This window comes from Vibrio sinensis (assembly GCF_003605645.1).
Taxonomy (GTDB): Bacteria; Pseudomonadota; Gammaproteobacteria; order Enterobacterales; family Vibrionaceae; genus Vibrio; species Vibrio sinensis.
In genome coordinates this window covers 35,006-60,160 of the sequence record NZ_QVMU01000012.1, presented here as the reverse complement: position 1 = coordinate 60,160, position 25,155 = coordinate 35,006, and the positions used below count along the sequence as shown (strand labels likewise).

At 42.1% G+C, this 25,155-nt stretch carries 24 protein-coding genes; 5 read left to right on the top strand and 19 right to left on the bottom strand.

Annotation, left to right across the window (positions count from 1 at the left end; all coding sequences use genetic code 11):
• The first annotated feature begins 1 nt into the window (after window position 1).
• Complete coding sequence (locus DZ860_RS13575; RefSeq protein WP_120032144.1) at window positions 2-934, top strand: class I SAM-dependent methyltransferase; 933 nt, start codon at window positions 2-4, stop codon at window positions 932-934.
• Between the two features lie 59 nt (window positions 935-993).
• Here the strand turns inward: DZ860_RS13575 and DZ860_RS13570 are convergent, their stop codons facing one another.
• The 10 genes from DZ860_RS13570 to DZ860_RS13525 form a co-directional block, all read right to left on the bottom strand.
• Window positions 994-2,082 carry an FAD-binding oxidoreductase gene (locus tag DZ860_RS13570; RefSeq protein ID WP_120032143.1) on the bottom strand — a complete coding sequence of 363 codons (1,089 nt, stop codon included), beginning with the start codon at window positions 2,080-2,082 and terminating at the stop codon, window positions 994-996.
• Window positions 2,083-2,169: 87 nt separating this feature from the next.
• Window positions 2,170-3,831: a hydroxylamine reductase gene (gene hcp / locus DZ860_RS13565; protein ID WP_120032141.1), complete on the bottom strand. Its 1,662-nt coding sequence runs from the start codon at window positions 3,829-3,831 to the stop codon at window positions 2,170-2,172.
• A 184-nt stretch (window positions 3,832-4,015) separates the two neighbouring features.
• Complete coding sequence (norR, locus tag DZ860_RS13560) at window positions 4,016-5,545, bottom strand: nitric oxide reductase transcriptional regulator NorR (protein ID WP_120032139.1); 1,530 nt, start codon at window positions 5,543-5,545, stop codon at window positions 4,016-4,018.
• A gap of 184 nt (window positions 5,546-5,729) precedes the next feature.
• Window positions 5,730-6,659, bottom strand: coding sequence for an agmatinase (gene speB, locus DZ860_RS13555; protein ID WP_120032137.1), 930 nt, complete (start codon window positions 6,657-6,659; stop codon window positions 5,730-5,732).
• Window positions 6,659-8,569 carry an arginine decarboxylase gene (gene speA / locus DZ860_RS13550; protein WP_120032135.1) on the bottom strand — a complete coding sequence of 637 codons (1,911 nt, stop codon included), beginning with the start codon at window positions 8,567-8,569 and terminating at the stop codon, window positions 6,659-6,661. The genes speB and speA overlap by 1 nt, the downstream gene beginning before the upstream one ends.
• 207 nt (window positions 8,570-8,776) lie before the next feature.
• Window positions 8,777-9,394 (bottom strand): CDP-alcohol phosphatidyltransferase family protein, encoded by a 618-nt coding sequence (locus DZ860_RS13545; RefSeq protein ID WP_120032133.1) that lies wholly within the window; start codon window positions 9,392-9,394, stop codon window positions 8,777-8,779.
• A 22-nt stretch (window positions 9,395-9,416) separates the two neighbouring features.
• A complete protein-coding gene (locus DZ860_RS13540) occupies window positions 9,417-10,052 on the bottom strand; it encodes an ATP-binding cassette domain-containing protein (RefSeq protein ID WP_120032131.1) in 636 nt (211 codons plus the stop codon).
• Window positions 10,018-11,718, bottom strand: coding sequence for an ABC transporter permease (locus DZ860_RS13535; RefSeq protein ID WP_120032129.1), 1,701 nt, complete (start codon window positions 11,716-11,718; stop codon window positions 10,018-10,020). The genes DZ860_RS13540 and DZ860_RS13535 overlap by 35 nt, the downstream gene beginning before the upstream one ends.
• A 49-nt stretch (window positions 11,719-11,767) precedes the next feature.
• The gene (locus tag DZ860_RS13530; protein ID WP_120032127.1) at window positions 11,768-12,910 is read right to left on the bottom strand and encodes an ABC transporter substrate-binding protein; all 1,143 of its coding nucleotides are present in this window, start codon (window positions 12,908-12,910) and stop codon (window positions 11,768-11,770) included.
• A gap of 282 nt (window positions 12,911-13,192) precedes the next feature.
• Window positions 13,193-13,636: an META domain-containing protein gene (locus DZ860_RS13525; RefSeq protein ID WP_120032125.1), complete on the bottom strand. Its 444-nt coding sequence runs from the start codon at window positions 13,634-13,636 to the stop codon at window positions 13,193-13,195.
• Window positions 13,637-13,837: 201 nt separating this feature from the next.
• Here DZ860_RS13525 and DZ860_RS13520 point away from each other — a divergent pair, with 201 nt between their 5' ends.
• Window positions 13,838-14,086, top strand: coding sequence for a DUF1289 domain-containing protein (locus DZ860_RS13520; RefSeq protein WP_120032123.1), 249 nt, complete (start codon window positions 13,838-13,840; stop codon window positions 14,084-14,086).
• 324 nt (window positions 14,087-14,410) lie between these two features.
• On the opposite strand, the gene DZ860_RS13515 is transcribed toward DZ860_RS13520, so the two are convergent.
• The 6 genes from DZ860_RS13515 to DZ860_RS13490 all read right to left on the bottom strand — a co-directional run bounded on the left by DZ860_RS13515 (window position 14,411) and on the right by DZ860_RS13490 (window position 17,363).
• A complete protein-coding gene (locus tag DZ860_RS13515; protein ID WP_120032122.1) occupies window positions 14,411-14,632 on the bottom strand; it encodes a hypothetical protein in 222 nt (73 codons plus the stop codon).
• Between the two features lie 426 nt (window positions 14,633-15,058).
• Entirely contained in the window at window positions 15,059-15,460 is a 402-nt protein-coding gene (locus DZ860_RS13510) for a GspS/AspS pilotin family protein (RefSeq protein ID WP_120032121.1), read from the bottom strand.
• A 2-nt stretch (window positions 15,461-15,462) separates the two neighbouring features.
• Window positions 15,463-15,759, bottom strand: coding sequence for a YciI family protein (locus tag DZ860_RS13505; protein ID WP_120032120.1), 297 nt, complete (start codon window positions 15,757-15,759; stop codon window positions 15,463-15,465).
• A gap of 110 nt (window positions 15,760-15,869) precedes the next feature.
• Window positions 15,870-16,271, bottom strand: coding sequence for an acyl-CoA thioester hydrolase YciA (gene yciA / locus DZ860_RS13500; RefSeq protein WP_120032118.1), 402 nt, complete (start codon window positions 16,269-16,271; stop codon window positions 15,870-15,872).
• A gap of 211 nt (window positions 16,272-16,482) precedes the next feature.
• Window positions 16,483-17,025, bottom strand: coding sequence for a septation protein A (locus DZ860_RS13495; RefSeq protein ID WP_120032242.1), 543 nt, complete (start codon window positions 17,023-17,025; stop codon window positions 16,483-16,485).
• 86 nt (window positions 17,026-17,111) lie between these two features.
• Window positions 17,112-17,363 carry a hypothetical protein gene (locus DZ860_RS13490; protein ID WP_120032116.1) on the bottom strand — a complete coding sequence of 84 codons (252 nt, stop codon included), beginning with the start codon at window positions 17,361-17,363 and terminating at the stop codon, window positions 17,112-17,114.
• 525 nt (window positions 17,364-17,888) lie between these two features.
• Here DZ860_RS13490 and DZ860_RS13485 point away from each other — a divergent pair.
• Together DZ860_RS13485 and ihfA are read left to right on the top strand one after the other, a co-directional pair.
• The gene (locus DZ860_RS13485) at window positions 17,889-20,000 is read left to right on the top strand and encodes a sensor domain-containing diguanylate cyclase (RefSeq protein WP_120032114.1); all 2,112 of its coding nucleotides are present in this window, start codon (window positions 17,889-17,891) and stop codon (window positions 19,998-20,000) included.
• A 351-nt stretch (window positions 20,001-20,351) separates the two neighbouring features.
• The gene (gene ihfA / locus DZ860_RS13480) at window positions 20,352-20,648 is read left to right on the top strand and encodes an integration host factor subunit alpha (protein ID WP_120032112.1); all 297 of its coding nucleotides are present in this window, start codon (window positions 20,352-20,354) and stop codon (window positions 20,646-20,648) included.
• 246 nt (window positions 20,649-20,894) lie between these two features.
• Here the strand turns inward: ihfA and DZ860_RS13475 are convergent, their stop codons facing one another.
• Both DZ860_RS13475 and yeiP read right to left on the bottom strand, forming a co-directional pair.
• Window positions 20,895-21,215, bottom strand: coding sequence for an HI1450 family dsDNA-mimic protein (locus DZ860_RS13475; protein WP_120032110.1), 321 nt, complete (start codon window positions 21,213-21,215; stop codon window positions 20,895-20,897).
• A 3-nt stretch (window positions 21,216-21,218) separates the two neighbouring features.
• Window positions 21,219-21,785 carry an elongation factor P-like protein YeiP gene (yeiP, locus tag DZ860_RS13470; RefSeq protein ID WP_120032108.1) on the bottom strand — a complete coding sequence of 189 codons (567 nt, stop codon included), beginning with the start codon at window positions 21,783-21,785 and terminating at the stop codon, window positions 21,219-21,221.
• A 135-nt stretch (window positions 21,786-21,920) separates the two neighbouring features.
• Between yeiP and DZ860_RS13465 the strand changes: the two genes are divergently transcribed.
• Window positions 21,921-22,685 carry a nucleotidyltransferase domain-containing protein gene (locus tag DZ860_RS13465; protein ID WP_120032106.1) on the top strand — a complete coding sequence of 255 codons (765 nt, stop codon included), beginning with the start codon at window positions 21,921-21,923 and terminating at the stop codon, window positions 22,683-22,685.
• Window positions 22,686-22,742: 57 nt separating this feature from the next.
• Here the strand turns inward: DZ860_RS13465 and DZ860_RS13460 are convergent, their stop codons facing one another.
• Window positions 22,743-25,112 carry a DNA polymerase II gene (locus DZ860_RS13460; protein WP_120032104.1) on the bottom strand — a complete coding sequence of 790 codons (2,370 nt, stop codon included), beginning with the start codon at window positions 25,110-25,112 and terminating at the stop codon, window positions 22,743-22,745.
• Window positions 25,113-25,155: the final 43 nt, after the last annotated feature.

Below are 25,155 nucleotides of genomic sequence, written 5' to 3'. Positions count from 1 at the left end.
AATGCAAACATCAAATTTAACAACGTTTTTTACACATATTGATACTGAATTAGCAAACGCGCCAGATGAAGTTCGTCGCTTGTTTCATGGCCGTGGTCGCCGTTTTGAGGGGTTAGAGCAACTCACTTGTGATTGGTTACAAGGCCAGTTGATCGTCAATCTATTTAAAGCAGTGGATGATCAATTTCTCACAGCATTAAAAGAGGGGTTGGTTGTCTTTTCTCAATCTGAAACATGGCAAGCTAAGCAAGGGCATACGATTGTTTTACAACACCGTTATGCCGAGGGTGCCCCATCAGAAGTATTGCTAGGTGAATTAAATGCACGTCCGGTTGTTATGGAATCGGGGTTGAAGTATCAACTAGATATTGGTCGTAATCAAAACTTTGGTTTGTTCTTAGACATGCGTTTTGGTCGTGATTGGGTACGTCAGAATGCTCAACATAAAAACGTGCTCAATTTGTTTGCATACACCTGTGGTTTTTCTGTCGCTGCGATTGCAGGTGGTGCGGATCAGGTTGTCAACGTTGATATGGCGAGAGCGTCGCTAGCTAAAGGACGCGATAACCATCAGCTCAACGAACACAACTTAAATTCAATTCGTTTTCTTGGCCATGATATTTTTAAATCTTGGGGAAAAATCAAGAAGTCTGGGCAGTATGATCTGATCATCATTGATCCGCCGTCATTTCAAAAAGGCAGCTTTGCTCTAACTAAAGACTATAAAAAGATTTTACGTCGTTTACCTGATCTGTTGGCTGAAGGTGGGCAAGTTCTTGCGTGCGTAAACTCGCCTTCAGTAAGCAGTGAGTTTCTGATTGAAAGTATGAAAGAAGAAGCGCCACAACTGGTTTACCGCGAACGTCTAGATAATCCACCAGAGTTTATGGATATCGATAGCGAAGCGAGTTTGAAAGCGTTGATTTTTAGCTAATTGATCGCAAATCGTTATCAAGTTTAAAAATGCCCATCGAGTGATGGGCATTTTTATGATTATCCGATTTCCACTTCCACATCAGATTGTAACGAGGATGAACAGGCCAAGACGTAGCCTTGAGCAATTTCTTCTTCCGTTAAGGTTTCTTGACTGCTTGATGTAACAGCGCCTTTGGTCACTTTACATTTACATGAACCACAAATGCCACTGCGGCATGCAATGATAAGTGGTAATCCCGCACTCTCAAGTTTATCTGCTAGCAAATCCCCTTTTGCAGCATCAATGGTAGTTGCAAAGTTTGGTACTGCAATCGATACACCCAACGAGTCAGTTTCATTGTTGTCACAAGTTACGTTTGCATCTTGGTTTGAATCTGGGCTAACGGCGTTAGTCGGTTCTAATGTAGGTGTAAAGCTTTCCTGATGGAAATTATCCATATCAAAACCAAGTGCTATTAAGTTGTTTTGTGTGTCCAACATAAATTGGTTTGGTCCACATAAATAAATAGTGCGTTGCTTAAAATCGGGAACAAGTTGCTGTAACCATTCACTGTTTAATCGACCTTTTGGATGGCGCGTATTTTGGTTGTCTTTCAATAGCAAGCTCAATTCAAAATTTGGATAAACACTGTGTAAGGTTTCGAGTTGATCGAAGTAAATCGTCTCTTCTGGAGTTCGTGCAATATTGAGAAATGCGATATCGATATTTTTATCCAGACAATGTTTTGCCATCGCGAATACGGGCGTTATTCCACAACCGGCACTAATAAATAGTGCCTTGGTCTGATTTTCTCGTTCAAGTGGAGGGTGATCCACGATATTAAATTCACCAATTGGAGCAAGAGCTTGAACGGTATCACCAATAAGCAATGAGTCGAGAATGTAGTTTGATACTTTCCCTCCCTCAACACGTTTAATGGTTAATTGTAGATGATCATCACCTGGCATTGAGCTAACTGAATAGGCTCTAAATTCCATTTTTCCATTGATTTCTACACCAAGATTTATGAATTGACCTGGCTTAAAGTCAAACAAAAAAGATTCGGTTAGATCGGCGAGTTGGATGCTCACGCAGTCGTGTGTTTCGTGGAACTTATCAATGCAACGAAGCGTAACAGGCTGATTACCTTGCCATTCAAAAAACATATTTATCTCTTAATATCGCGGTTTGATGAAAGCAAGCCCTCAACAGTAGAGGGCTTGTAAAATAATCCTAATTAGGATTGGTAAAGCTTATGCACCAAGAATTTCTTTTAAATCATCTTGAACGTTGCCAATACTACGCATATCAAACTTATCTTGAATGATTGCAATTAGGTTAGGCGTTAGGAATGCAGGTGCCGTTGGTCCGGTGTAAATGCCTTTTACGCCCAGAGCGAATAGAGTCAACAAAATCACGATAGCTTTTTGTTCAAACCATGAAAGTACCAGTGTTAGCGGTAGTTCATTGATGCCACAATCGAACTCTTGTGCAAGTGCTAGTGCTAGTTGAATCGCTGAATATGCATCATTACATTGACCCACATCTAATAGACGAGGAATGCCGTTGATGTCACCAAATTGGTTTTTGTTGAAACGGAATTTACCACAAGCCAAAGTAAGGATTAGCGTATCTTCTGGCGCTTCAGCGGTGAAATCTGTGTAGTAACTACGCTCAGATTTATCACCGTCACAACCACCAACCAAGAAGAAGTGTTTAATGTTGCCGGCTTTTACTTGCTCAATCACAGCTGGTGCTGCATTCATAAGAGCATTGCGACCAAACCCAACGGTAATCATTTGTTCAATTTCATCGTGCTGGAAACCCGGTTGAGCAAGCGCACATTCAACGACAGTTGAGAAATCATCACCTTCTAAGTGCGCAACACCTGGCCAACCTACTATGCTACGAGTAAATAGGCGGTCAGCGTATTGGCCAACATTTGGGTTAAGTAAGCAGTTTGATGTCATTACAATGGCACCAGGGAAGTTCGCGAACTCTTTTTGTTGGTTCTGCCATGCACTACCGTAGTTACCCACGAGGTGAGGGTACTTATTCAATTCTGGATAACCGTGAGCAGGTAACATTTCACCATTAGTGTAAACGTTGATGCCTTTCCCCTCGGTTTGCTGCAAGATTTTTTCTAAGTCATGTAAGTCATGGCCTGAAACCAGAATACACTTACCTTTAACAGTTTTTACATTGACTGCCGTTGGAGCAGGGTGGCCAAACGTCACTGTTTCACCGAGATCTAGCATCTCCATCACTTTGTAGTTCATTAAGCCAATACGCATTGAGCAATCAAGCAACTCGCCTAAATCTTCAGGATCTGTACCTAACCATGCCATGATTTCATGGTATTCAGCAAAAATGTCGTTATTCGTTTGATCGAGTACGCGAGCGTGCTCCATGTATGCAGCAGCGCCTTTTAAACCATAAAGACAAAGTAAACGCAGACCAATGACATCTTCATGAACGCTTTCTTTACCACGGTTAACCGCAACTTGTGGAGCAAAAGCAAGAATAGCTTCGGCGCTGGTTGGTAGTTCAAAATTTGCAACGGCAGGAACAGCATCCAATTCAACATTTGCAAGTTGAGCAGCTGCCATCACGTTTTGTTTAAGTTGTGCTTTAAATTGAGCAGCTTGCTCTGTTAGCTCAAGAATACGTTGCGGGTCAAAGTTCACATTAGTCAACGTTGAAAAGAATGCTTTTGGTGCCCAAAGGTTAAGTTGATCATCAATGATGTTGAATTTAGCCGCTTGCACTGCCCAGTAAGAAACCGCTTGAAGAGAATACACAAGTACGTCTTGTAGGTCGGAGACTTCTGCAGTTTTACCGCACATGCCTTGGGCGAACGAACAACCTTTTACGGCTGGGGTTTGAATAGTTTGCTCACATTGAATACAGAACATGGTTTTCTCCAGTGGTCATTATAATAGTCATGGCGATCTTCGCCTAATCTGAGCACCATAATGCACGGAGTGTGCCAATAGTTATCTTGTTGATTTGTAGGGTTTTATCTTCATTTGGCAAGGTTTGTGTTGTCATTATCACATCGCCAGTGATGTGGTAATGACAACGGTAATCAAGGATTGGCTATGAATTGACCCCGAGTTTTTTACCCATTCGATAGAGGTTCCCTCGGTCCATTTGAAGAAAATCAGCGGCCTTTGCCCAATTTCCAGCCGTTTTGCCAAGAGCATGAACGATCAGCTCTTTTTGGTATTCTTCTACCAAGGTGCGTAAAGATTGGCTTTCTTGGGGCAAATGATTGGTTGTCATTTCGACATCATCTGGAGTAAGCACACTATCAAAGTGATGGACGCTGATGGTGGCATCATTACTTTGTATCGCTCGCAATGCAGCACGGGTTAAAGAGTGTTCAAGCTCACGCACGTTACCAAACCAACTCATTCTCTCTAGTTGATTGAGAACTTTCGGATGAACGTGTAAATGCGGTGCATTAAACTGAGCGCGTACTTTTTCTAGGAGATAACCAGCTAAAACGGGAATATCGCCGTCACGTTGGCGCAAAGGTGGTACCAGAATCGGGAATACATTGAGGCGGTGAAAGAGATCGGCGCGAAAATGACCGAGTTCAACTTCTTGCTCAAGGTTTCGGTTTGTTGCTGCAATTAAGCGTACGTTAACCGTGAGATGTTGATCGCTGCCCACACGTTGTAACTCGCCTTGTTGAATTACGCGCAGCAATTTTGCTTGTAAAATCAGTGGTAATTCACCTACTTCATCAAGAAAGATTGTCCCCCCATCCGCCAGTTCAAATTTCCCGGCACGATGGCTATTTGCGCCGGTAAATGCCCCTTTTACATGACCAAACAGTTCACTTTCAGCCAAGCCTTCAGGAAGAGCTGCGCAGTTTACATAGATCATAGGGCGATCGCTTCGGTGCGATTGCGCGTGCAGTTGATGTGCAACTAACTCTTTTCCCGTTCCGGTTTCACCAGTAATCAATACCGCATAGTCAGATTGAGCGACTGTGGCGATATTGGTTCGCAATTGATTAATCTGGGGGCTTAAACCGACCATCTCATTGTGTTGTGAACGAGCTTGTTGAATCAGTGTTTGAGTCACTGACTTCTGTTTACGGTTTTGTGCCTTGAGTGCTCGAAATTGAGCAATATTTCTTAAGGTCGCCGCAGTTAGGGCTGCAAATGTTTCAAGAGAAACCCAATCAAGGTTATCAAAAGCACCGACATTAAGTGCATCAAGAGTCAAGACGCCAACCAGTTGTCCCTCGACAAACAAGCTACAACCTAGGCAATCATGGACATCAATATTCTGTTGTTCGGTTAATAAAGCGCCATCAAAAGGGTCCGGCAGTGGACTATCTGCATCAAACCGGATCGCTGTTCGGCTTTGCATGATGGCTTTTAGCCTTGGGTGTGTATCAGGAAAGAACCGGCGTCCAAGCACCGCAGTAGATAGCCCTTTTACCGCGACAGGGCTTAGAAATCCATCTTCATCTAGAACAAACAGCGCGCTGGCATCACATGGAAATGCTTGGTCAATACCCTCGAGAATATGCTGATATTGGTCATCATCGGACAGATTGGCGCTGAGGTTTAGAGCAAGGTTAAGTAAGACATGATCAACAACAGAAGGCATGCATGAATCCAAATTGGCTTAGGGGAGAGACATGCTAACAGGATGATGTCAATTTGACATCAATTTGATATGGGGAATGATAAAGGAATGGTATACGTTTGATTATGATCAAGCCAGCACGAAGGCTGGCTTGAAATTCACAACAACTATATCCGGCATTGTTTAAGTTTGCTGGTTATCGTCGTTATGCTCGTTTTTCACGCTTAGAAGCCCAAGCGTACATCAACTCTAGAGCGACAGTTGCACCTGCAAGTGCAGTTAAATCACTTTGGTCGTAAGCTGGTGATACTTCAACAACGTCCATACCAACAATGTTGATACCGGCTAAACCACGTAGGATTTTTAGCACTTTATCTGAAGTTAAACCACCACAAACTGGTGTGCCTGTCCCTGGTGCAAACGCAGGGTCTAAGCAGTCGATGTCGAACGTAACGTAGACTGGCTTATCGCCAATGATGTTACGAACTTGAGCTACGATTTCATCAGCACTTTGGTCATTGGCTTGCATTGCGTTGATGACGTTGAAGCCATGATTCTCTTTGCTGTACTCAGTACGAATACCGATTTGAACTGAGTGCTTTGGAGAAATCAAACCTTCGTTCGGCGCATGGTAGAACATGGTACCGTGATCGTAAGCACTGCCATTAGCATAAGTATCAGTGTGGGCATCAAAGTGAATCAGGGCCATTTCACCGTGGTGTTTTGCGTATGCGCGCAAAATAGGTAGTGTGATAAAGTGATCACCACCTAATGCTAGCATTGTCTTACCACTTTTTAGTATTTCAGATGTTGCAGCTTCAAGGCGGTAAGTGAAATCTTCAGCATCACCACAATCGAAAACAAGATCGCCAGCATCAATTACTTTAGCGCGATCGAATACATTGAAATCCCAAGGGAATTTTTTCTCTTCCCAAGCAAGATTCACAGAAGCACGACGAATCGCGTCTGGGCCCATACGAGCACCAGGACGACCAGAAGTAGCCATATCTAGTGGTACACCAAGTACCACTAAGTCAGCATCCGAACCTACAGGGTTGCGTAGGTAAGGACGACGTAGAAAAGTCATTGCATTTGAATACAGTGAATAATCAGTTTTAGTAAACAAATCATTCATTAGAAATCCTCTAAATAGGTGTAACCACTCAAGCCTTGTTCAAGCTCTTGCAGTACGTTTTGTTGTTCTTCTTTTGCAACGCGTAGACTCACTAACTCACGGTAGTGTTCTCGAATGCTGTCTACGTCGATATGCACATAGCGCATCATATCCTCGACGCTGTCACCTTCGTTGATTGAAGTCAACTCTGCTTCACCTTGGTCATTAATATTTACGACAACACTGTGTGTATCACCGAAAAGATTATGCATATCCCCCAAAATCTCTTGGTATGCGCCGACTAAGAAAAAGCCCATTAAGTACTGTTCGTCTGTCGTCCATGCTGGAACAGGCAAAGTCGTTTCAATACCTTGACCTTCCACATACTGCTCGATCGCACCATCTGAATCACAAGTGATATCAAGCATAACAGCGCGGCGGTCTTCTAAACGCTCTAGACCAGAAATTGGCAGAACAGGGAAAACTTGATCAATACCCCAAGCATCCGGTAGTGACTGGAATAGTGAGAAATTGACAAAAAACTTATCTGCTAATCGTTCACTTAATTCATCCAAAATTGGACGATGGAAACGATTTTTGGTGCTCATCTGACGGCTCAGTTCGTAGTAAATACGTAAAGAAACCTGTTCAGACCAAGCACGTTGCTGCAAATTCATCATACCCATAGTGAACTGAGAATGTACTTCAGAGAGATCACTTTGAGTATCGTTATAAATCTCAATTAATGCACGCGCATCACTACGGCTTTGTAGGCTTTCCCAGCTACGCCACATGTTTTGCAGCAGAACGGGCGCGTCTGCTTCAAGTTCAGTAAGCTGCTCTGGATGGTAAGCTTCTGTGCCAATCACATTAGTGATCAGAACAGCGTGATGTGCAGTTAGCGAGCGACCTGATTCAGAAATGATCACTGGCATTGGTTGTTCGTATTGCTGACACACATCACCAACGGTATTGACTACGTTACGTGCATATTCAGCAAGACCATAGTTCATCGAGTTGGATGATTGGCTGCGAGTACCGTCATAATCAACCGCTAAACCGCCACCGATATCAAAGTAATCAATTTCAGCGCCCATTTTGCGAAGTTCACAATAGAAACGCGCAGATTCATTCACGCCGTTACGGATATCGCGAATGTTGGCCATTTGCGAACCAAGGTGGAAATGCACCAGTTGAAGCGTATCGAGAAGATTTTCTTCACGTAGACGATTCATCACGGCCAAAACCTGCGAGGCAGACAAGCCAAATTTAGACTTTTCACCGCCACTAGATTGCCATTTACCCGCACCTTGAGAGGCAAGACGAATACGAATACCCATACGAGGTTTCACGCCAAGGCTCTTCGCTTCTTTTAAGATCAGATCGAGCTCTGACATCTTCTCAAGAACGATAAAGACTTTATGGCCTAGCTTTTCACCAATCAGTGCTAATCGAATGTACTCACGGTCTTTATAGCCGTTACATACGATGACAGAGCTGGCTTTTTGAGCAAGACCAAGCACGGCAAGTAGTTCTGGCTTACTACCAGCTTCCAAACCGAGTTGTTTTGTTTCAAGTTGTGCTTGGCTTGCTAGTATCTCATCCACAACTTCACGTTGCTGGTTTACTTTAATTGGGTAAACGAGTAGGTAGTTATTTGGATATTGATATTCTTCAATTGCTTGGTTGAATGCTTGGCAAATACCATGTACGCGTTGATGTAAAATTTGTGGGAAGCGAACTAAAACTGGCACATTCAGGCCTTTCTGTTCAATTTGCTGCACAATTTGACTTAAGGGTAGGGGGTTAGCCTTGTCGCTTCTCGGTGAAACATAAACTTCACCTGAGTCGTTGATACCGTAGAAGCCTTGGCTCCAGTAATGGACGTTGTAGTCAGCACGAACACTGTCTAGTTTGGATACTTGTTCCACATCTCATCTCTATCAGCAGATGCCCCCATTTAAGTTATGAATGCATGGGTGACATAGCGGAAGACCGTGATTCAGAAATAGCTGAAATCACACCTGACACCGCCATGGTGTCGGGTGCATTAACAGGCAAAAAGAAAAGAGAGTCCAATTATTAAAAATTATCGTAACGACAAGTTTTAATCAAACGCCATGCAGGTTAATAATGGGTTACATATTGGTTTTATTTAGGGTGTCAAAACCGGAATAAATTCGTGTGAAAGTTGTAAACCAGCATGCAGCGCCGAACACATATGCGATTGCAGCAAAATAGCTGGGAAATAAACAAAATAGGATAAAACAGGCGATGGTTTCGGTACCCTCAGTAAGGCCACTCATGTAATAGAGAGATTTATGCTGATAGACTGGGTTTTCTATGCCTTGTTTGCTCGCCATAATAGCAAAAGCAAGGAAGCTTGAACCGGTTCCTATAAACGAAAAAATCAAAAACGCACCGGCAATCGCATTATTCTCAGGTGACGCGAGTACAAAGCCAAAAGGAATAAGAGAATAAAATAGAAAATCGAGGCTAATATCGAGAAAGCCACCAGCGTCGGTAATACCTTGGATTCGTGCCAGCGCGCCATCAAGACCATCACACACGCGGTTAATTACGATAAATAGCAATGCATATAAATATTGTTCTTGAATGAGTGCAGGAAAGGCTAAGCAACCAATAGCAAAACCAAACAGTGTGGTCTGATTGGCGGTTATCCCTGCTTTATCAAGCATCACAGCAGCACTGGAAAGTGGCGTACGGATCAGTTTTACGGTAAATCTATCTAACATTCGAACCTTCTTATGGCCAATCTTAGTTTTGGGGCCATTGTATTATTTCCCCACCATTGGGTGCGTCATGGGCATCGTGAGTGACTAACAACGCCGGAATATGAGCTTGTTGTAATTGCAGGAAAACCCACTCTCGAAACTGACTACGTAACGTGGCGTCCAATTTACTGAATGGCTCATCCAACAGTGCTAACTTTGGTTTTGCTAATAACATTCGGAGTAGGCTGATACGCGCTCTTTGCCCTCCAGAAATTCGTTCAGGATAACTGTTGGCGAGTTCATTTAATGAGACTTCGGTAAGAGCCTCGATTGCTCGTCGTTTACGCGCTTCGCCTTTGATTTCGTTTGGTAAAGCGAACGCGAGATTTTGCCAAACGGTAAGGTGGGGAAACAACAAATCATCCTGAAATAAAATACCCACTCTTCTTAAATGGGCGTCCATACTTCCAATTTCCTGATCATCAAGTTGCACCTTGCCTTGGTAGCGAAAACCCTCTGAAACATGGCCAGCAATCACATTGAGCAGACTGGATTTTCCGCACCCGCTTGGCCCCATTAAACAAGTAATTTGGCCTGGTTTAATGGTTAAATTGAAATTAGAGAGCAGTACTTCACCATCCGGTTTATAGATGGCGAGGTCGTTGAGACAAAGTGTCATTTGTCACGATTTCCTTATTGATGAACGTAAACTTGCGTTGAGTGAGGCGACTAGTCAGAACCGCAAAAGTAAAAAAGATGAAAGGCAACGCTGCTTGCCATATTGCGTAGATGGCTGTGACCCTGCGGTCAAAACCGCTTGATAGCGCGACTGCTTCGGTCGTGATGGTGGCAATGCGACCGCCCCCCAACATAAGTGTTGGTAAATATTGTGCGAGGCTGACACTGGCACCAATGGCCCATGCATAGAGAATGGCGGGCAAAAGTAAACGTGCTTTGATTTGAATGAAAACGGTCAAAGGAGCCTTTCCAAGGCTTAAGGCTGCTTTGCTAAAGTTGTCATTATAGCTTTTCCATGGTCCATCAAGAGCAAGGTACACATATGGGAATGCAAAGAAAACGTGGGCCCAAATAACCCATACATGATAAGCGTCAGCTGCTAAGTACAAGGTAGTAACCTGTAGACCGAATAAGATAGAGAGCTGCGGGATCAACATTGGCAACGCGACAACATAATCGGGAATACGCAGCTGATGCTTTAATTTGTATTCATGGGCGATTAATGCGAGAAGTAAAGCAATTGTGGCCGTCGTCAATGCCAGCACAAGGCTTTCATTAATTGTTGGGACAATATTAATCCATTCTATTTCCCAAAAGCGTAAACTCCAACGTGATGGTAATAGGTCAGGAAAGCGCCATCGATGGGCAAAGCTCCATACGATCATCATTGGCACCATCAACGTAGCAATCAGTAAAAGTATATTGAAGATACTTTTACCCGGCAGATTAATACCTGAACGACCAGAATAATGCCATTGGGTCCAAACTTTTGTAGCGGCTTTTTCGATAGCGATGACCAGTAACAAGAGTAGTGTTGCGATAATGAACAACACCATTGCTCCCGCAGCCGCACGAGGCAACAGTGACAGATCTGGATCGTTAAACCATTGCCAAACTAGTACGGCAAAGGTTGCTGGATTGTTGGGCCCTAAAATTAATGCTACATCGACGACTGAGCACCCATAAGCAATAACCGCAAATAGCGCAAAGCGCATTTTGCTCAGCCATTGTGGAAGGATCACTTTCCACCACATTTGAGCGGTGGAATAACCTAATGAGTGGCTGACTTGCTGTAGCCGGGAAATCTGTAGCTGTTGCAAGATAGGAATGCTCATTAACAGTAAAAAAGGCACTTCTTTTAACGCAAGAGCTAAGGTTAAACCAAGGGCGTAGGGGTCGTGGATCAGCCACGTTGCGCCTTGAGTATTAATCCCCGTATCGAACACAGTTTGGATCGAACGAGCTAACATTCCTGTTGGAGAAAAGAGAAAAGCAAAACCAATGGCAAACGCCACATGAGGCATAGCAAGAAGTGGTGAAAGACAAGTTTCTATTTTCTTCCAATAACGGCTTTGCCATAAACGCTGTAGGATCGAAAAACAAAACAACAGCGCTATGTAGGTGCTCGTAATAGCGCTGAATAAAGTGAGTGCAATTGCCTGTCCAACGCCGTTCCACAGCCATAACAAATGGTAGCCTTGCCAGGAAAACTGAGCTAAGCCTATAGGGGGAATATAGCTGAAAGAAGATAGGATAGCCCCCGCCAAACCGGGTATGGTAGGCGCTATTCCTATGATAAAAACAATAAAGTACGCAGCTCTAAACATCTGGCCTTGGTCACTCTTATTTTATGAAATGGCTATATACGACAGTTCATTAATGGCCATATCGTTTTTGCCACTCTTTTTCTAGCGCAACCTGCCAACTAGGATGAGGCTCTGCAACAGACTTAAATAGTGTGGTTTGTTTCGCTGAACCCTCAAGATATTGATTGCTTACTATGGATGGATCGCCCCAAATGTTGAGGTCGCCTTTGCGAGATTGAGCTTGTGGTCCAATTAGAAAGTTAATCGCGACTTGGGCTGCTTCTTTCGCGTTGGCATTCCAAGGAATGGCTAGAAAATGAATATTCGATAATGCTCCAGCCTCCATTGCATAAGTTTTAGTGGTGTTTGATAAATTGCCACTGGCTTGTGCGCTATAAACCGCATTTGGGTTAAATGTGATCGCAAGATCGAGTTGACCATCATCTAACAACTGAAAAGTTTCCGTACTGCTGGCTGGGAATTGCTTGCCTTGACGCCATGCGACAGGGTGAAACTCATCAAGATATTGCCAAAGTGGAGCGGTAATCAAGGCGAAATCTTGTGGATTAACCGGTTTGGATAAGCTGGTATCGTTATTGGTTAATTCAATCAATAACGCCTTGAGAAAACTCGTACCATGAAATTCTGGTGGGCGTGGATAGGTCACACTATTTGGGAATGCTTTGGCGTAGCTAAGTAGTTCACTGAACGATGCTGGTGGGTTGTTGAGCGTTTTTTCGTCATGGATAAAGACTAATTGTCCAACCCCCCAAGGGGCTTCTAGACCATCTGTTGGCTCGGAAAAATCGCTATCGATAGGCAATGATTTATCAACAAATTTCCAATTAGGCAATGCAGAAACAAACGGACCAAATAGCAACTGATTGTTTTTCATTGATTTAAAGTTTTCGCCATTAATCCAAACCATATCGACACTACCCGCATTGTTTTTACCGGCAGCTTTTTCAGCTAACAATCGAGTGGTTGTTTCAGCAATGTCTGTCACTTTGACGTGCTTAAACGTAATCCCATATTCCTTTTGGAGTTGGGAACCAGTCCAACGTAGATAGTTGTTTATTTCTTGGCTACCACCCCAAGCATGGAAATAGACCGTTTGACCACGAGCTTTGTCAGTGATGGTTTGCCAATTGTCTGAAGCCATTGCCGTTATCGACGTAAACAGAATCGAAAGAAAAGTGATCAGCCTTATCATAGTAGTCCTTTATTTATGTAGTCGTAGAGGAGAAGTAAGATTGTTGTAAAGGGTTAGACCGGATAACAATCTGTTTTCGTTCATTATGACGGAAAAATCGTTAGGTTTTTATTCATTTGATGAATTTGTTGCTTAGATGTTTAATAACTGTGCACTTATGCTCAAGCATTTCGATGTTAATCAGCTTTTATCATAAAAGATGGGAGAGTTCGCATTGGAGTGTGGGGGTTAGATATGAAAAAAGCAGCCATGGGCTGCTTTAGATATAAATAGGCTGATTGATTATTTCCAATCGTTCAATTTGAACGTTAGTGTGTGTTCAGCATTTTTTAGTACTAGGCTATCTTTCGTTAGCGTCATGTCGCTCCAGTTAGATAGTGTTGAAGAGAAAGCACGTTCAACGTTCATTTCTGCATCCATACACATCTTCATGGTTAAAGCCATTTTTTCGATACGGAACTGGTTGTCTTTCAGTTCTGCTTGACCAAAGAAGTTGTTACAACCAGCGTTACCATTAGCGGTCATTTTCTCGCCGACTTCTAGACGAGGTGCTTCTGTTAGTGCTTGTTCAGGTAGAGCTTTACCATCAACACTTACTAGTTGCCAGTTGTGGTGCTGCAAGTCTTGTGCAGTGATTGTTTTAACATCATCACCGTTGCTTGCGCATGCTGTCATTAGAACAGGAAGGCTGATTGCTGCAAGTAGTGTTTTTGAACTAAACTTCATATTGTTAGGCTCCAGTATATGGGGGATGACTTCCCACATGAGTCAGTGAATAATATAGTGGGAAGTATAAGTATTGCAGGATGATATTTGTCAGTTTAAGGTAATACTTTGTTAAATATCACAACCTTAACGCGATGTTGTCCATTTTAGTCGATATTGTCGTAAGGTGATCTGTAAATTCTCATTTTATGAGAGGAATGAATGGAGCAGCTAGAGTTTTTTTCGGTCCCAAGCCCATGTGTCGGTGTTTGTAGTGTTGATGAAAAGGGATATTGTAAAGGGTGCATGCGTAAGCGTGAAGAACGCTACCATTGGCTTTCATTTTCACCGAGTCAGCAGCTTCATATTATCAAGCTGTGTCGGCAACGTTATCGTCGCAAAATACAGCAAGGAAAAACCTCTACATTGGAAGTAGAACAACCACAAAATAGTCAACAAGACTTGTTTTAAATGATTGCATAATGCGTTTATATCTCACTCGGTTTATCTCGGCACATGGATATTCATTCTCTTCACACCTAACTGCAACGCTAAGTTACTTGGGTTTTGTGAAAGTGCAGTCTGAAACTGGAATATGTTGAAAAAGTTCAGTGAAATAGATCTACCTTGAGATATATAAAACGCCCATAAACAACGTAGGGCGTATTGAGCTGCATTTTATATTGTATTGAACCTAAGTCACTTCTTTTTGTTGCCACGCAGACTTTAGATATCATGAAAGGTACACGCAGTTTTAACATAAGTTGCTTAGGTCTAGATATGATGCAGTAGAAATTATTTCATGTTCCAATTGTCACTGACCCAACCTCCCGCGCTTTCATCAAAGTGACAGCCGGAAAATCGTTGGTTTGTTTCTGGGCTCTTGTCATTGCTTGGTGTCGCATCAAGTAAATTCTGTATGTAACTCACCATGGGATCCCCGCTCGTCAGTCGTTCATGCCTGATTGCTACTTCTTTAATTAATTGCAGACGATAAGAGTTGCTGGCGCGTTTCATAACGATGATCCTCCTTATTGGACACTAATATCAAAAGTTAGGATCTGAACAAAAAATCGTCAATGATTTAAAAGTAAATATTAGATTTATTTTCTGATGATTGTTTAAAAATGCAGCAGTCATCAAGATTTTATTTTGGCTTAAGTCGATTTAAACCAAATATTTAACTGATATAATGTGCTACAGAGTAGCGGGGAATTTTGACAGTAAAAGATTTGTGAGTAATGGGGTTGGCGTGACGATAAGGATAGATCTTTATTGCGATAAATGCACAAACATTAGATAGACAAGAATAGCTGTTGGAAAAAAAGAAACCTTGTTCGAAAACAAGGTTTATCTCTGCTTGCCTTTTAGATAGCGACCATATTGATTCAGTAACTAAACTTTGAATCCGGTATCTTGAAAATACTTAGTATATCTAGGCAATTATGACGCTTGATCGCAGCGATCTTGATTGATGAACTCATCGCTCATAAGTTGACCGCGGCTATTACGAATTTTAATACGGTAGCTTAATCCGACTTCTAAGTTTGTCTTCGTATCAGGATTAGTGCAGTACGAATTAATGCTATAACGAAGCACATCTTGAAGCGGTTTCGCTCCTCTTTGCTCATCGTTGTATACCATCATAATTTCAATCGTCGTTCCTTTAGCGTTCGCTCTCATGATGGAAAGTGGGCCGGCTTCCATTGGCAGCTCCGCCGAAAGTAAACTGGCTCGGTTTGATGCAAGAAGTTCGAGATTGCGTTGATTGTCAGAGCCTGAGCTACAACCGAACAACAAGGTAGAAGCAAGTGTTGCGAGAATAACAGTCGGTTTAAACTTCATAATTAGAATACTTTTTTAAACGGTTTTACAATTACCGTCTTATAAACACCCGCATCGATATAAGGGTCAGTATCTGCCCAAGCTTGCGCGTCTGCAAGTGAATTGAATTTCGCGATGACCGTTGAGCCTGTAAAGCCGGCTTCACCTGGATTATCAGAATCGATCGCTGGCATTGGACCTGCGGTTAACAGGCGGCCTTCGTCTTGAAGTGCTTGTAGTCGAGCTAGATGCGCAGGTCGTACACTTGCGCGTTTTTCTAGTGAGTTTTCTACATCTTGAGAAAAAATAACGTACCACATAATTTGTTGTCCTTACGAATAATGCAGATAAAGTGTATGCACACCAATTGATGCATCACTGTACCTAAAGTCACAAATATTAGAAGAGCGATAAACGGAATTTTGTGAAATTAGTCGTTAATCTTAATGGGTCTTGGGCGTCCATTACCGTCAATCGCAACGTAATTGAAAGTGGCATGGCAAACCATGAACCTATCTTTTAGGCCATCTTCTTTAATCGGTTTAATCCAGACTTCTAGATTAATCGACATCGAAGTTCGACCAATTTTAGTGCATTCGCCATAACAGCAGACGACATCACCGACACTGACGGGCTTTTTGAACTCAATACTGGATACCGAAACGGTAACAATGCGTCCACATGAGATTTCTTTTGCGAGAATCCCACCAGCTAAATCCAGCTGTGACATAATCCAGCCACCAAAAATATCACCATTGGCATTTGTATCCGCTGGCATTGCTAACGTTCGAAGAAGCAATTGGCCTTTAGGGGAGTGTATTTCCTGACTCATTTTGACACCTACAACACGATGATGTCAGTTCTTAGTTGAAGAACTGCACAGAATCTAACAGGGCGTGACCTTACCAAAATAACGTCATAACGATGTGAGTGAAAGAGCAACTCAACAACTTATGACTCTCTAGTAAGAGAAACAAAATCAAAAAAAAGCGACCATCGGGTCGCTTTAGTATCCATGAATTATAGCAAAGTTATGCTAAAAATCATTCTTCTTCTTTGTTCTCTTTCGGCATGTGCTTGTAGATATAAACGCCAGTTGCGAGGGTAAATCCAAGTGTTGCGATCAATAATCCGAATACTTTAAAGTTAACCCAAACATCGAGCGGCAATTGGTAAGCAACATAGATATTTAGTCCGGCGCAAAATGAAAAGAATGCTACCCATGCCCAGGTTATTTTTGCCCAAACCGATTCAGGAAGCGTCAGTTCTTTTCCGAGCATTCCTTTGATTGCTGATTTGCCTATAGCATGGCTGACAGCCAGTCCAATGGCAAAAACAGCATACACTATGGTGACTTTCCATTTTATGAAATTATCATCATGGAGAAAGATAGTCATTCCACCAAATACAGCGACCATTAAAAATGTAATGAGTTGCATTTTTTCTACTTTCTTGTAGATGGCGTACGTTAAAGCGATTTGAATGGCACTTGCTATGATAAGCGCACCCGTTGCGGTGTAGATGTCATACATCTTATAAAGCGCAAAAAATATAATAAGAGGGATAAAATCAAGTAGTTGTTTCATTTTTAACCAGATTGTATTGCCAGATATCACCAGTCTAACGAAATAAACGGATAACACAAAGTGGTTCATGGCAACTTGAAGCCATGTTATTTCTCTGAATACGTTGCTTCATAACGCGGAATCAGACGCTTCATATCTTCTAAATACCCTTCAGAGCGCAAATTACTGACAGTGATTTGCAACTCATCATTGCTCATAGAGAAACAACTCGATTTTCCTGTCATAGATTGTAGATATTCGTGGTATTCCATTTCTGAAAAGTGGCCAATACGATCAACCATTAAACTTTTCACGCCGTGATGAATTAAACGGTAATAGGTGTGGCGATGGATATCCATAATATTTCTCCTCACTGAAAGATGGCAATCTTCAATGTTTAGTCTTTGTTAATGCGCGATCTTCATTAATGCATAGTCTTCATTAATACATAGCGTTCGCTAATGCGTAGTCTTGGTTAATAAAACAGTAAGCATATTGAATGCCAAAGATGAACGTTATATGAAACTTCATCAGATTCGCTGCATTTTTAGGAGAGAGTAAACTTAGAGTGGGTATTTCAGAGACATTCAATACGCTTACCATTGAATTGTTAGCACTATATTTTCAGGACGTTTTGTCAAATTTGTAATGAAAATCGGAGAGGGACATTTCACGCTAGTCATAGTTGTGTTGCTTAAGAGTAACGACTATTTCGAACAAAACACTCGAAAGTAAATCGCAAACTGACTCTCATAATTGGAAATAGAAGTCGTGGTATGGGTTCTCAAAATGCAAATTTACGTTTTTAACGAGAGAATGTGATAGGAGGTTTTTTTAATTATAGTATGATGTTCTAAATGTCGTTTTTTATTACCCATTGAGAAATGCAAATCTACTTTTCCGAAGCGAGCACAAAAGCACTGGCAGTATTGACTGGGTTGCATGGTGATCGCAATGTAGTTGGTGTCCATACCGCTAAGCTTGAGTTGCAAGAAATTGGTGCTCACCATAATGAGCAATTGAGCCAAGTCTATTACGACTACTTGGAGGCAACGCTCTGTTATCGTCAAGATAAGCACCACAAGGCACTAGAGCTTTACGAGAACGTATTGGCTAAGATCCATAAGGAGGAAGAGTATGTGCTTTATCCTTATGTTTGTATTTATCTTGGGACTATCTACTCACGTTTAGGGCAGAGCTTTCTGTCACAGCACTACTTTACTCTGGCGGAAAAAAACCTTACACAGCAAGACCCTAAATTATTGCTGTTTCTCAATGTGAACTTGGGGGACATTTATTTACAGCTTGGTCAATGGGACCGGGCGCTGGCTCATAGTCAACGAGCAATCGAAGCCGGGAAAAATAGCGATAATTTAGATACCTATGCTCTTGCGTGGATTAACTCAGGCCTTGCTTATGCCAACCTGGGGGACTTCGATGCGGCCCAGCATGCACTTGACTATGCCGTTGGTTTCACCAAGAAACATAAACTTATGCATGCCCACTCGTGCGCCTTGCTTTATTACGCAAAATGGCAAGAGCTTAAAGGGAATAATAAGCAAAGTAACGAGAGCTATAACAAAGCGTTCGTTTATATCAAAAAATATGGTGATAGCTTCATCCAAATTGAATTTTTTGAAAGTTACGCGCAGTTCTTAAAAGGGCTGCGTCAATACCATCATGCGATTAAGTTTTGCTATCAAATATTTAAAAGTCCTCAGCTACAAGCCAACAATAACAGTTTAGTTAAGCTGTATAGTGTGGTTGCTGATTGTCATCATGCGATGAAAAACTACGAAGAAGAGAACCGATTCTTAAGATTGATCCAAGAAAAGCAAAACCAAGAGTTGGTGACTCGTAAGAAAAACGAAGTTGAGTATATCGACAAGGTGATCAGCTATACGGAAATTGAAAACCGTTATAAGCAATCACTCCTGATTCAAGATCGCCTGAGTGACCTACGTAAATTGGGGCAATTAATTACTAATACTCGCGGCAGTGAAAGTGAATTTCTGCGCATCTTTAACGCCATCAATAAATTGATCCCATCGAGTGCGTTTTGTCTCGCTTTTTATCATGAACAGCGCAATGAACTGGAGTATCGGTATTTAGTTGAAGAGGGGAAATTCTATCCTCCTTTCATTCAAGATTGTAATACCGTATCTCGAATGGGCGTTTATTGCCTCAAAAGCAAGCAGACCATTCGTCTCGCTACCTCCAGCCCCCAAGAATTGAGTCAGTATCTCGATAGCGATACATGGCAAGATTCAATCTGGCTTAATAATGAAGAAGATCGCTTGCAAGGTACTTCTGCTATCTGGGCTCCTGTTATCTTTCAAGACAAAGTCTTGGGGGTCATGAGCGTTCAAATGAACCGTAGCAATGATTATACGCAGGTTCATGAGCAGCTCGTTGAGCAAATTGCGAGTTACTTAGCCGTTGCAATTAGTCACGACGGTCAAAGAAGAGAGTTAGAGAATCACAACGTTTATCTGGAACAGATTTATCATACTGATCATTTGACCGGGTTAAAGAATCACTATGGCTTTGTTCAATGGCTGAATGAAAGTTTCCAAGCAAAAAACATCCCTAATATCGGGTTATTGTTAAACTTGGATGGTTTTAAGCCGTTTAACCGAAAATACAGTCGACAGCATGGGGATGATGCATTAGCGAGTTGTGCAAAGTTGATCCGTGACCTTATCCCCGAACACTTGCAAGTATTTAGGCTACATGCGGATGAATTTTTAATCATCGGAAAAGTAGATGAATCAGCCGAAGCAACTTCGTATGCGCAAACTATTCATCATAATATTAAACAACACTTTATGGCGACATTAGGTGGGGGAGTTCAAAAAATATTGAGTTGCACGATAGGTATCACCCATCTAAGAGATCTTGAGGATGTGGTGGAGTGTGAGAATAAACTCAGTGAGTTGGATAACCATATGCAGCTTGTTAAACAGCAACGTAATGATGGTGTTTTCATTATTTAGTTGGAAGTACCATAATCATATACATGAATTGAAAATAGTTGCTTATTTGAGCAATTTCTGTTTTTTTTGAAGATTATTTTATGCCGACAAGTTAATGAAAGTAATTGGTTTAAGTGTTTGATATTAAATGATTAAATTAATGGTTTTATAAAACATGGCAAGATTTGAGCAACGGCTCATGTCATTGTTTTGTAAAGATTTGCTTAAAGGCCTAAATAAAAAGTTGGCGAAAATCAGAAGCTTGGCATACACTTTCCAAGTGCCACTGATATGTTATTGATTGGTTGGACAAAATACTTTGGTGCTGTCACGCAGGCAGCTAATGTTTAACACAGCGTTGAGGAAAGTTTTATGGCGCTCACAAAGGCCGATTTGGCTGAAAACCTGTTTGAAAAACTTGGATATAGTAAACGGGATGCTAAGGAAACGGTTGAAGCGTTTTTCGAAGAAATTCGTAAAGCTCTCGAAAGTGGCGAACAGGTAAAACTCTCTGGATTTGGTAATTTTGATCTTCGTGAGAAAAATGAACGTCCAGGTAGAAACCCGAAGACTGGTGAAGACATTCCTATTAGCGCTCGTCGCGTAGTGACCTTCCGCCCGGGACAAAAACTGAAAGCCCGCGTAGAGAACATTAAGGTAGATAAGTAGTATATAGAGCGACGCTCTTTAGTTTATCTAACACTTATTTGAATTGGCTGTGATAGGTTTCTATCGCAGTCAAATATTCAGTCGTCCCAATATTATGCGACGCTGGTACGTAAGATAGAAAAATACCCAAGCCTTAGCTTGGGTATTTTTGTTTTATTCCCCGGCCTACGCCAGTCGATGCTTTAAGACAAACTAAGCCTTAAGGCGAACTAACGTAGTCTCAGGTTATAGGTTATCCATTTCCAATCAGTCACGTTTCCACAAGATGTGGCAAAACTTATTGTCAGGATCACGGCTAACAAGTAGTCGAGCAAAAACATCATCTAGAACATCATTTTCTTCGTTGACGAGCCCAACGCGTACTTCCGCGTAAGTTTCTTTGTCAACGCTGAAACCTACATGTTGTTCCCAATCATCACCTGTTTCTACGAGTTCTGCTGCGCCACGTTCTTCGAACTGAGCGGTAAACAGAATTACATCAACAGCCTCTAGATTATCAGGCGCCATTTCCAAGAAAATGTCGTAAGCCGTATCGATGGTGTCATCGTAAGAAATTAATTCAGACATAGTTTATGCGCGGCTCATGTATTTACGTTCAGCCGTGTTTACAATGACGCGATCTTCGCCGTCGATGTATTCAGGAACTTGAACAGTTAGACCGGTAGAAAGACGAGCTGGTTTAGTACGAGCTGATGCTGAAGCGCCTTTAATTGAAGGATCGGTTTCAGCAATTGATAGTACTACTGTTGCTGGTAGTTCAAGTGCAACAGCAGCGCCGTTGATTAGAACAACCATCAAACCTTGTACATCTTCAGTGATGAATAGTAACTCATCAGCGATGTCAGCCTGTTTGAAAGTGAATTGAGTGTAATCTTCATTGTCCATGAAGATGTACTCGTCGCCGTCAACATAAGAGAAAGAAACAGCGCGTTTGAACATATCAACAGTATCTACAACATCGTCAGATTTAAAACGCTCATCAACGCGTGCGCCAGTGTTTAGATCAGTACAACGTAGTTTGTAGATCTTTGCGCCACCACGACCACCAGGAGTCGTAACTTCGATATCTTTAATTAGTAGAGTTTTGCCGTTTGATTCGATTGCAAAACCTTTTTTCAGCTCACTTGCCTTAGGCATGAACGTTTTCCTTTATTAGTGTCGATTAACTGGGGGTATTATAGCAATAGATAGCGGATAAGGAATATCTTGATTGATGTGTTGGTCTGAGCGAACATAAAAAAAGAACCATTTTAGCGAGTTTTATCTATTTTCATGCTGACTGTCATCGATCCATCACAGCCATTTCAATCAGAATATCGTCAACCTGTCCAAGATCTGGTCACCATGCTGCGTAGCGGCTTGGGCAATAACTTGCATAGTATTTACCTTCACGGGAGCGTTGCTCGCAAAACAGCGATACCAAATCGCTCGAATTTGGACGTCATTGTCGTGACTAACGAGGGCTTCTCGAATACACGAACTGCTTTGTTCAACTCAATTCGTTGGCGCTTTCAAAAACAATTTCCTTTTATTAGTGAAGTTGCATTTAAACCCGCATTAGTGAGTGACGTGGTAAGTTTAGACAGCTTGTTTTCCTATGGTTTTCAGTTGCGTCATTGTGCAGTGTGTGTTTATGGCTCAGATTTGTCTGAGTGTTTTGGTGATTACGAACCAAGCTGGGAAATTGCGAAACATTGGAATATGGACGTAGAGAACTGGATCGCCGTTTATCGCAATCGTATTGCGCGAGCTTCAACGCCGGAAGAACAAATTAAAGCGCAGAAGATCATTGCGAAAAAGCTACTGCGAGCCAGTTATTCTTTGGTGATGTATAGGGACAAAAATTGGTTTGATGATCCCGTCGAATGTGGCGACGTATTTTTGAAGTATCACCCAGAGAAACAGCTTGATATTGAACGTTTAGGTATCTTATTGCGAGATCGAGTCATCGCTAAACGTTCTGTGGTGGGAATTTTAGACGGTTTTGGTGATTGGCTAGTGGCGCAATACCAAAAGACAGAGTTTCGAATTGGTTAGTACTATCGCAAACTCTGTTTTTGATAACGAGCGTTTTTGGTGACCGTTGTTAAGTGGTTAAAATAATCCCAATTGCGGTTCACTTAACGTACTAAAATCGAGCCCAATAAATGGCAGTATTGCTTCGGCAACAGGGCGCAATTGCTTATCGATATAATGTTGATAGTCGATGGCGCTCTTTTGATACTCACGAGGCTCTGGTCCATTTAGCGTAATGATATATTCAATACGTCCTTTATTTTGATACTGTAAAGGTCGGCCTAACTGTGCATTTATCTCGTCTGCCATTCGAGCGGCTCGAACCTGAGGTGGGATATTTTTCTGATATTCATGTAGACGGCGACGTAAACGTTTTTGGTAAATGAGCGAGTCATCAAACTCACCATTTAGCGTTTGTTCAACAAAATGGCGAATATAATCGCTTGGGTTTTCTCCATGAAAAACCATATTGTATAGCGTTTGCTGAAAATCTTGAGCCAGTGGCGTCCAGTCCGTACGAGCGCTTTCTAAACCTTTAAAGATAATTCGCTCTGCATCTCCCTCACCAATAAGGCCAGCGTAACGTTTTTTTGATCCGGTTTCTTGCCCACGAATCGTTGGCATTAAAAATCGGCGATAGTGAGTTTCATACTCAAGCTCGAGTATAGAGGTCAAATTAAACTCGTCGCGTAAATGTTGGCTCCACCATTGATTGACGTATTCAACAAGTTGATTCCCGATCTCATCCGCTTGTTGTTGGCTATATTGGCCGTTTAGAGAGACAAACGTGGAGTCGGTATCACCATAAATCACTTGATAACCTTTTGCTTCAATGAGTATTTTGGTTTGCTTCATTATTTCGTGACCACGCATTGTGATGCTTGATGCTAATCGCGTATCAAAAAAACGGCAACCAGATGAACCAAGAACGCCATAGAAAGAGTTCATGATGATTTTAATCGCTTGAGAAAATGCTTTTTCGTTGTTACGTTTAGCCACATCACGAGCAGCCCACAATTGTTCGATCATGTTGGGAAGAAAGTGACGTGTTCGATGAAATTGACCACCACGGAATCCGGGAACGGCTTGATTCTCTTCTGTACCAATTGGTAGCTTTAATCCCTCTATTAGCCCCATAGGATCAATAAGAAATGAACGGATAATTGCTGGATACAGACTTTTAAAATCGAGAACCAAAACAGAATCATATAAGTTGGGAATTGAATCCATGACGTAGCCACCGGGGCTCGCTATCCAGTTTTCTGGTTCTAAGTTTGGTGCGACGTATCCTGCACGATGGATTTGTGGTAGGTACAGATTGGTAAAGGCAGCGACCGAGCCTCCAATTCTATCGAGCTCGACACCAGTTAATTTGGTGCGTTCAATGGCGAAATCGAGTAAATGCGTGAGGTTAAATATTTTATTTACTAACACGCAATCTTGTAAGTTATAACGGGCAAGTGCCGTTTTATCTTGACGAAACATAGTGTTAATTTCATCCATACGATCATGGACGTTGTGAATTTGTTTCCCCTCACCAAGTAACTGTTGAGATACGGACTCTAATGACCAACTACGAAAGTGATAAGTAGCGGTTTTTAGTGTATCGATACCATCGAGCACGACTCGACCAGGTATGGTGATGAAAGATTGCTGACTGGTATTAGAGGTTCGAAAGAAACTGGCTTGATGACCTCGACCTATCATGAGCTTTATTTTGTGAAATTCTGCACGCTTATGTAGTAAGCGAAAATCAAAATCAATAACACTCCAACCTATGATGACATCGGGATCAAAAGCTTGGAACCAATCAACCATGGCGAGCAACAACGCTCGTTCATTCTCGACCCACTGGATAGGAGTATCACTTGGTTCGGGATCACCCACCATGATCACTCGACTATCAGATGGGCTATCGAGACCAATTGAATAAAGCAGCCCTTTTTCAGAGCATTCAATATCAAGGGATACGACACTGAGTTTTGGTGTGTAATCGCCTTGCCGACATTTAACATGGGTAAACTTCTTGTACGCAGCACCATTGTTCTGTGTGGGACGCCCGGAATATTCGATACCGCCTTTAATGAAACGCTCCATAAGGTAGCGATCGGCGAGTCTAATATCGCTTTCATGTGTCACGACATTATTTTGTGTGAGTAAATCACTCCAACGTAGAGAATCTTTTGTGTTGTCGCAATAGCAAGCTGCCATCGGCTGATGTTCAAAATTGCACAGCGATAAAGGCTTGATGTCGACTTTAATGTTGAGTTGCTCCGCGACCGTTGAAGCCGATGAGATGGATGCTTGATCAATAAAGAACACTGGGCGCTCACCATCAATAATAAGCTGTGTTGGCCCATCAGGGGTTGATAACCAAAGTTCAATTTGAGTGTGGCCAGAAACATCACGTGCTTGGCGGGTGAGGACAAAGCCTTGCTGAATAGTCATAAATCGTAGCTAAATGCGAAAAAAAGCGGCGTAACTGCCGCTT

Coding starts and splice junctions, on each gene's coding strand:
- DZ860_RS13465 (WP_120032106.1), top strand. CDS start 21,921: ATGCTGACTGTCATCGATCCATCACAGCCATTTCAATCAGAATATCGT.
- DZ860_RS13510 (WP_120032121.1), bottom strand. CDS start 15,460: ATGAAGTTTAAACCGACTGTTATTCTCGCAACACTTGCTTCTACCTTG.
- DZ860_RS13490 (WP_120032116.1), bottom strand. CDS start 17,363: ATGGATATCCATCGCCACACCTATTACCGTTTAATTCATCACGGCGTG.
- DZ860_RS13575 (WP_120032144.1), top strand. CDS start 2: ATGCAAACATCAAATTTAACAACGTTTTTTACACATATTGATACTGAA.
- DZ860_RS13570 (WP_120032143.1), bottom strand. CDS start 2,082: ATGTTTTTTGAATGGCAAGGTAATCAGCCTGTTACGCTTCGTTGCATT.
- yeiP (WP_120032108.1), bottom strand. CDS start 21,785: ATGCCTAAGGCAAGTGAGCTGAAAAAAGGTTTTGCAATCGAATCAAAC.
- DZ860_RS13485 (WP_120032114.1), top strand. CDS start 17,889: ATGCAAATCTACTTTTCCGAAGCGAGCACAAAAGCACTGGCAGTATTG.
- DZ860_RS13530 (WP_120032127.1), bottom strand. CDS start 12,910: ATGATAAGGCTGATCACTTTTCTTTCGATTCTGTTTACGTCGATAACG.
- DZ860_RS13515 (WP_120032122.1), bottom strand. CDS start 14,632: ATGAAACGCGCCAGCAACTCTTATCGTCTGCAATTAATTAAAGAAGTA.
- norR (WP_120032139.1), bottom strand. CDS start 5,545: ATGCCTTCTGTTGTTGATCATGTCTTACTTAACCTTGCTCTAAACCTC.
- DZ860_RS13475 (WP_120032110.1), bottom strand. CDS start 21,215: ATGTCTGAATTAATTTCTTACGATGACACCATCGATACGGCTTACGAC.
- DZ860_RS13535 (WP_120032129.1), bottom strand. CDS start 11,718: ATGTTTAGAGCTGCGTACTTTATTGTTTTTATCATAGGAATAGCGCCT.
- DZ860_RS13520 (WP_120032123.1), top strand. CDS start 13,838: ATGGAGCAGCTAGAGTTTTTTTCGGTCCCAAGCCCATGTGTCGGTGTT.
- DZ860_RS13495 (WP_120032242.1), bottom strand. CDS start 17,025: ATGAAACAACTACTTGATTTTATCCCTCTTATTATATTTTTTGCGCTT.
- DZ860_RS13505 (WP_120032120.1), bottom strand. CDS start 15,759: ATGTGGTACGTTATTTTTTCTCAAGATGTAGAAAACTCACTAGAAAAA.
- DZ860_RS13545 (WP_120032133.1), bottom strand. CDS start 9,394: ATGTTAGATAGATTTACCGTAAAACTGATCCGTACGCCACTTTCCAGT.
- ihfA (WP_120032112.1), top strand. CDS start 20,352: ATGGCGCTCACAAAGGCCGATTTGGCTGAAAACCTGTTTGAAAAACTT.
- hcp (WP_120032141.1), bottom strand. CDS start 3,831: ATGTTCTGTATTCAATGTGAGCAAACTATTCAAACCCCAGCCGTAAAA.
- DZ860_RS13460 (WP_120032104.1), bottom strand. CDS start 25,112: ATGACTATTCAGCAAGGCTTTGTCCTCACCCGCCAAGCACGTGATGTT.
- speB (WP_120032137.1), bottom strand. CDS start 6,659: ATGAATGATTTGTTTACTAAAACTGATTATTCACTGTATTCAAATGCA.
- DZ860_RS13525 (WP_120032125.1), bottom strand. CDS start 13,636: ATGAAGTTTAGTTCAAAAACACTACTTGCAGCAATCAGCCTTCCTGTT.
- yciA (WP_120032118.1), bottom strand. CDS start 16,271: ATGAGTCAGGAAATACACTCCCCTAAAGGCCAATTGCTTCTTCGAACG.
- DZ860_RS13540 (WP_120032131.1), bottom strand. CDS start 10,052: ATGACACTTTGTCTCAACGACCTCGCCATCTATAAACCGGATGGTGAA.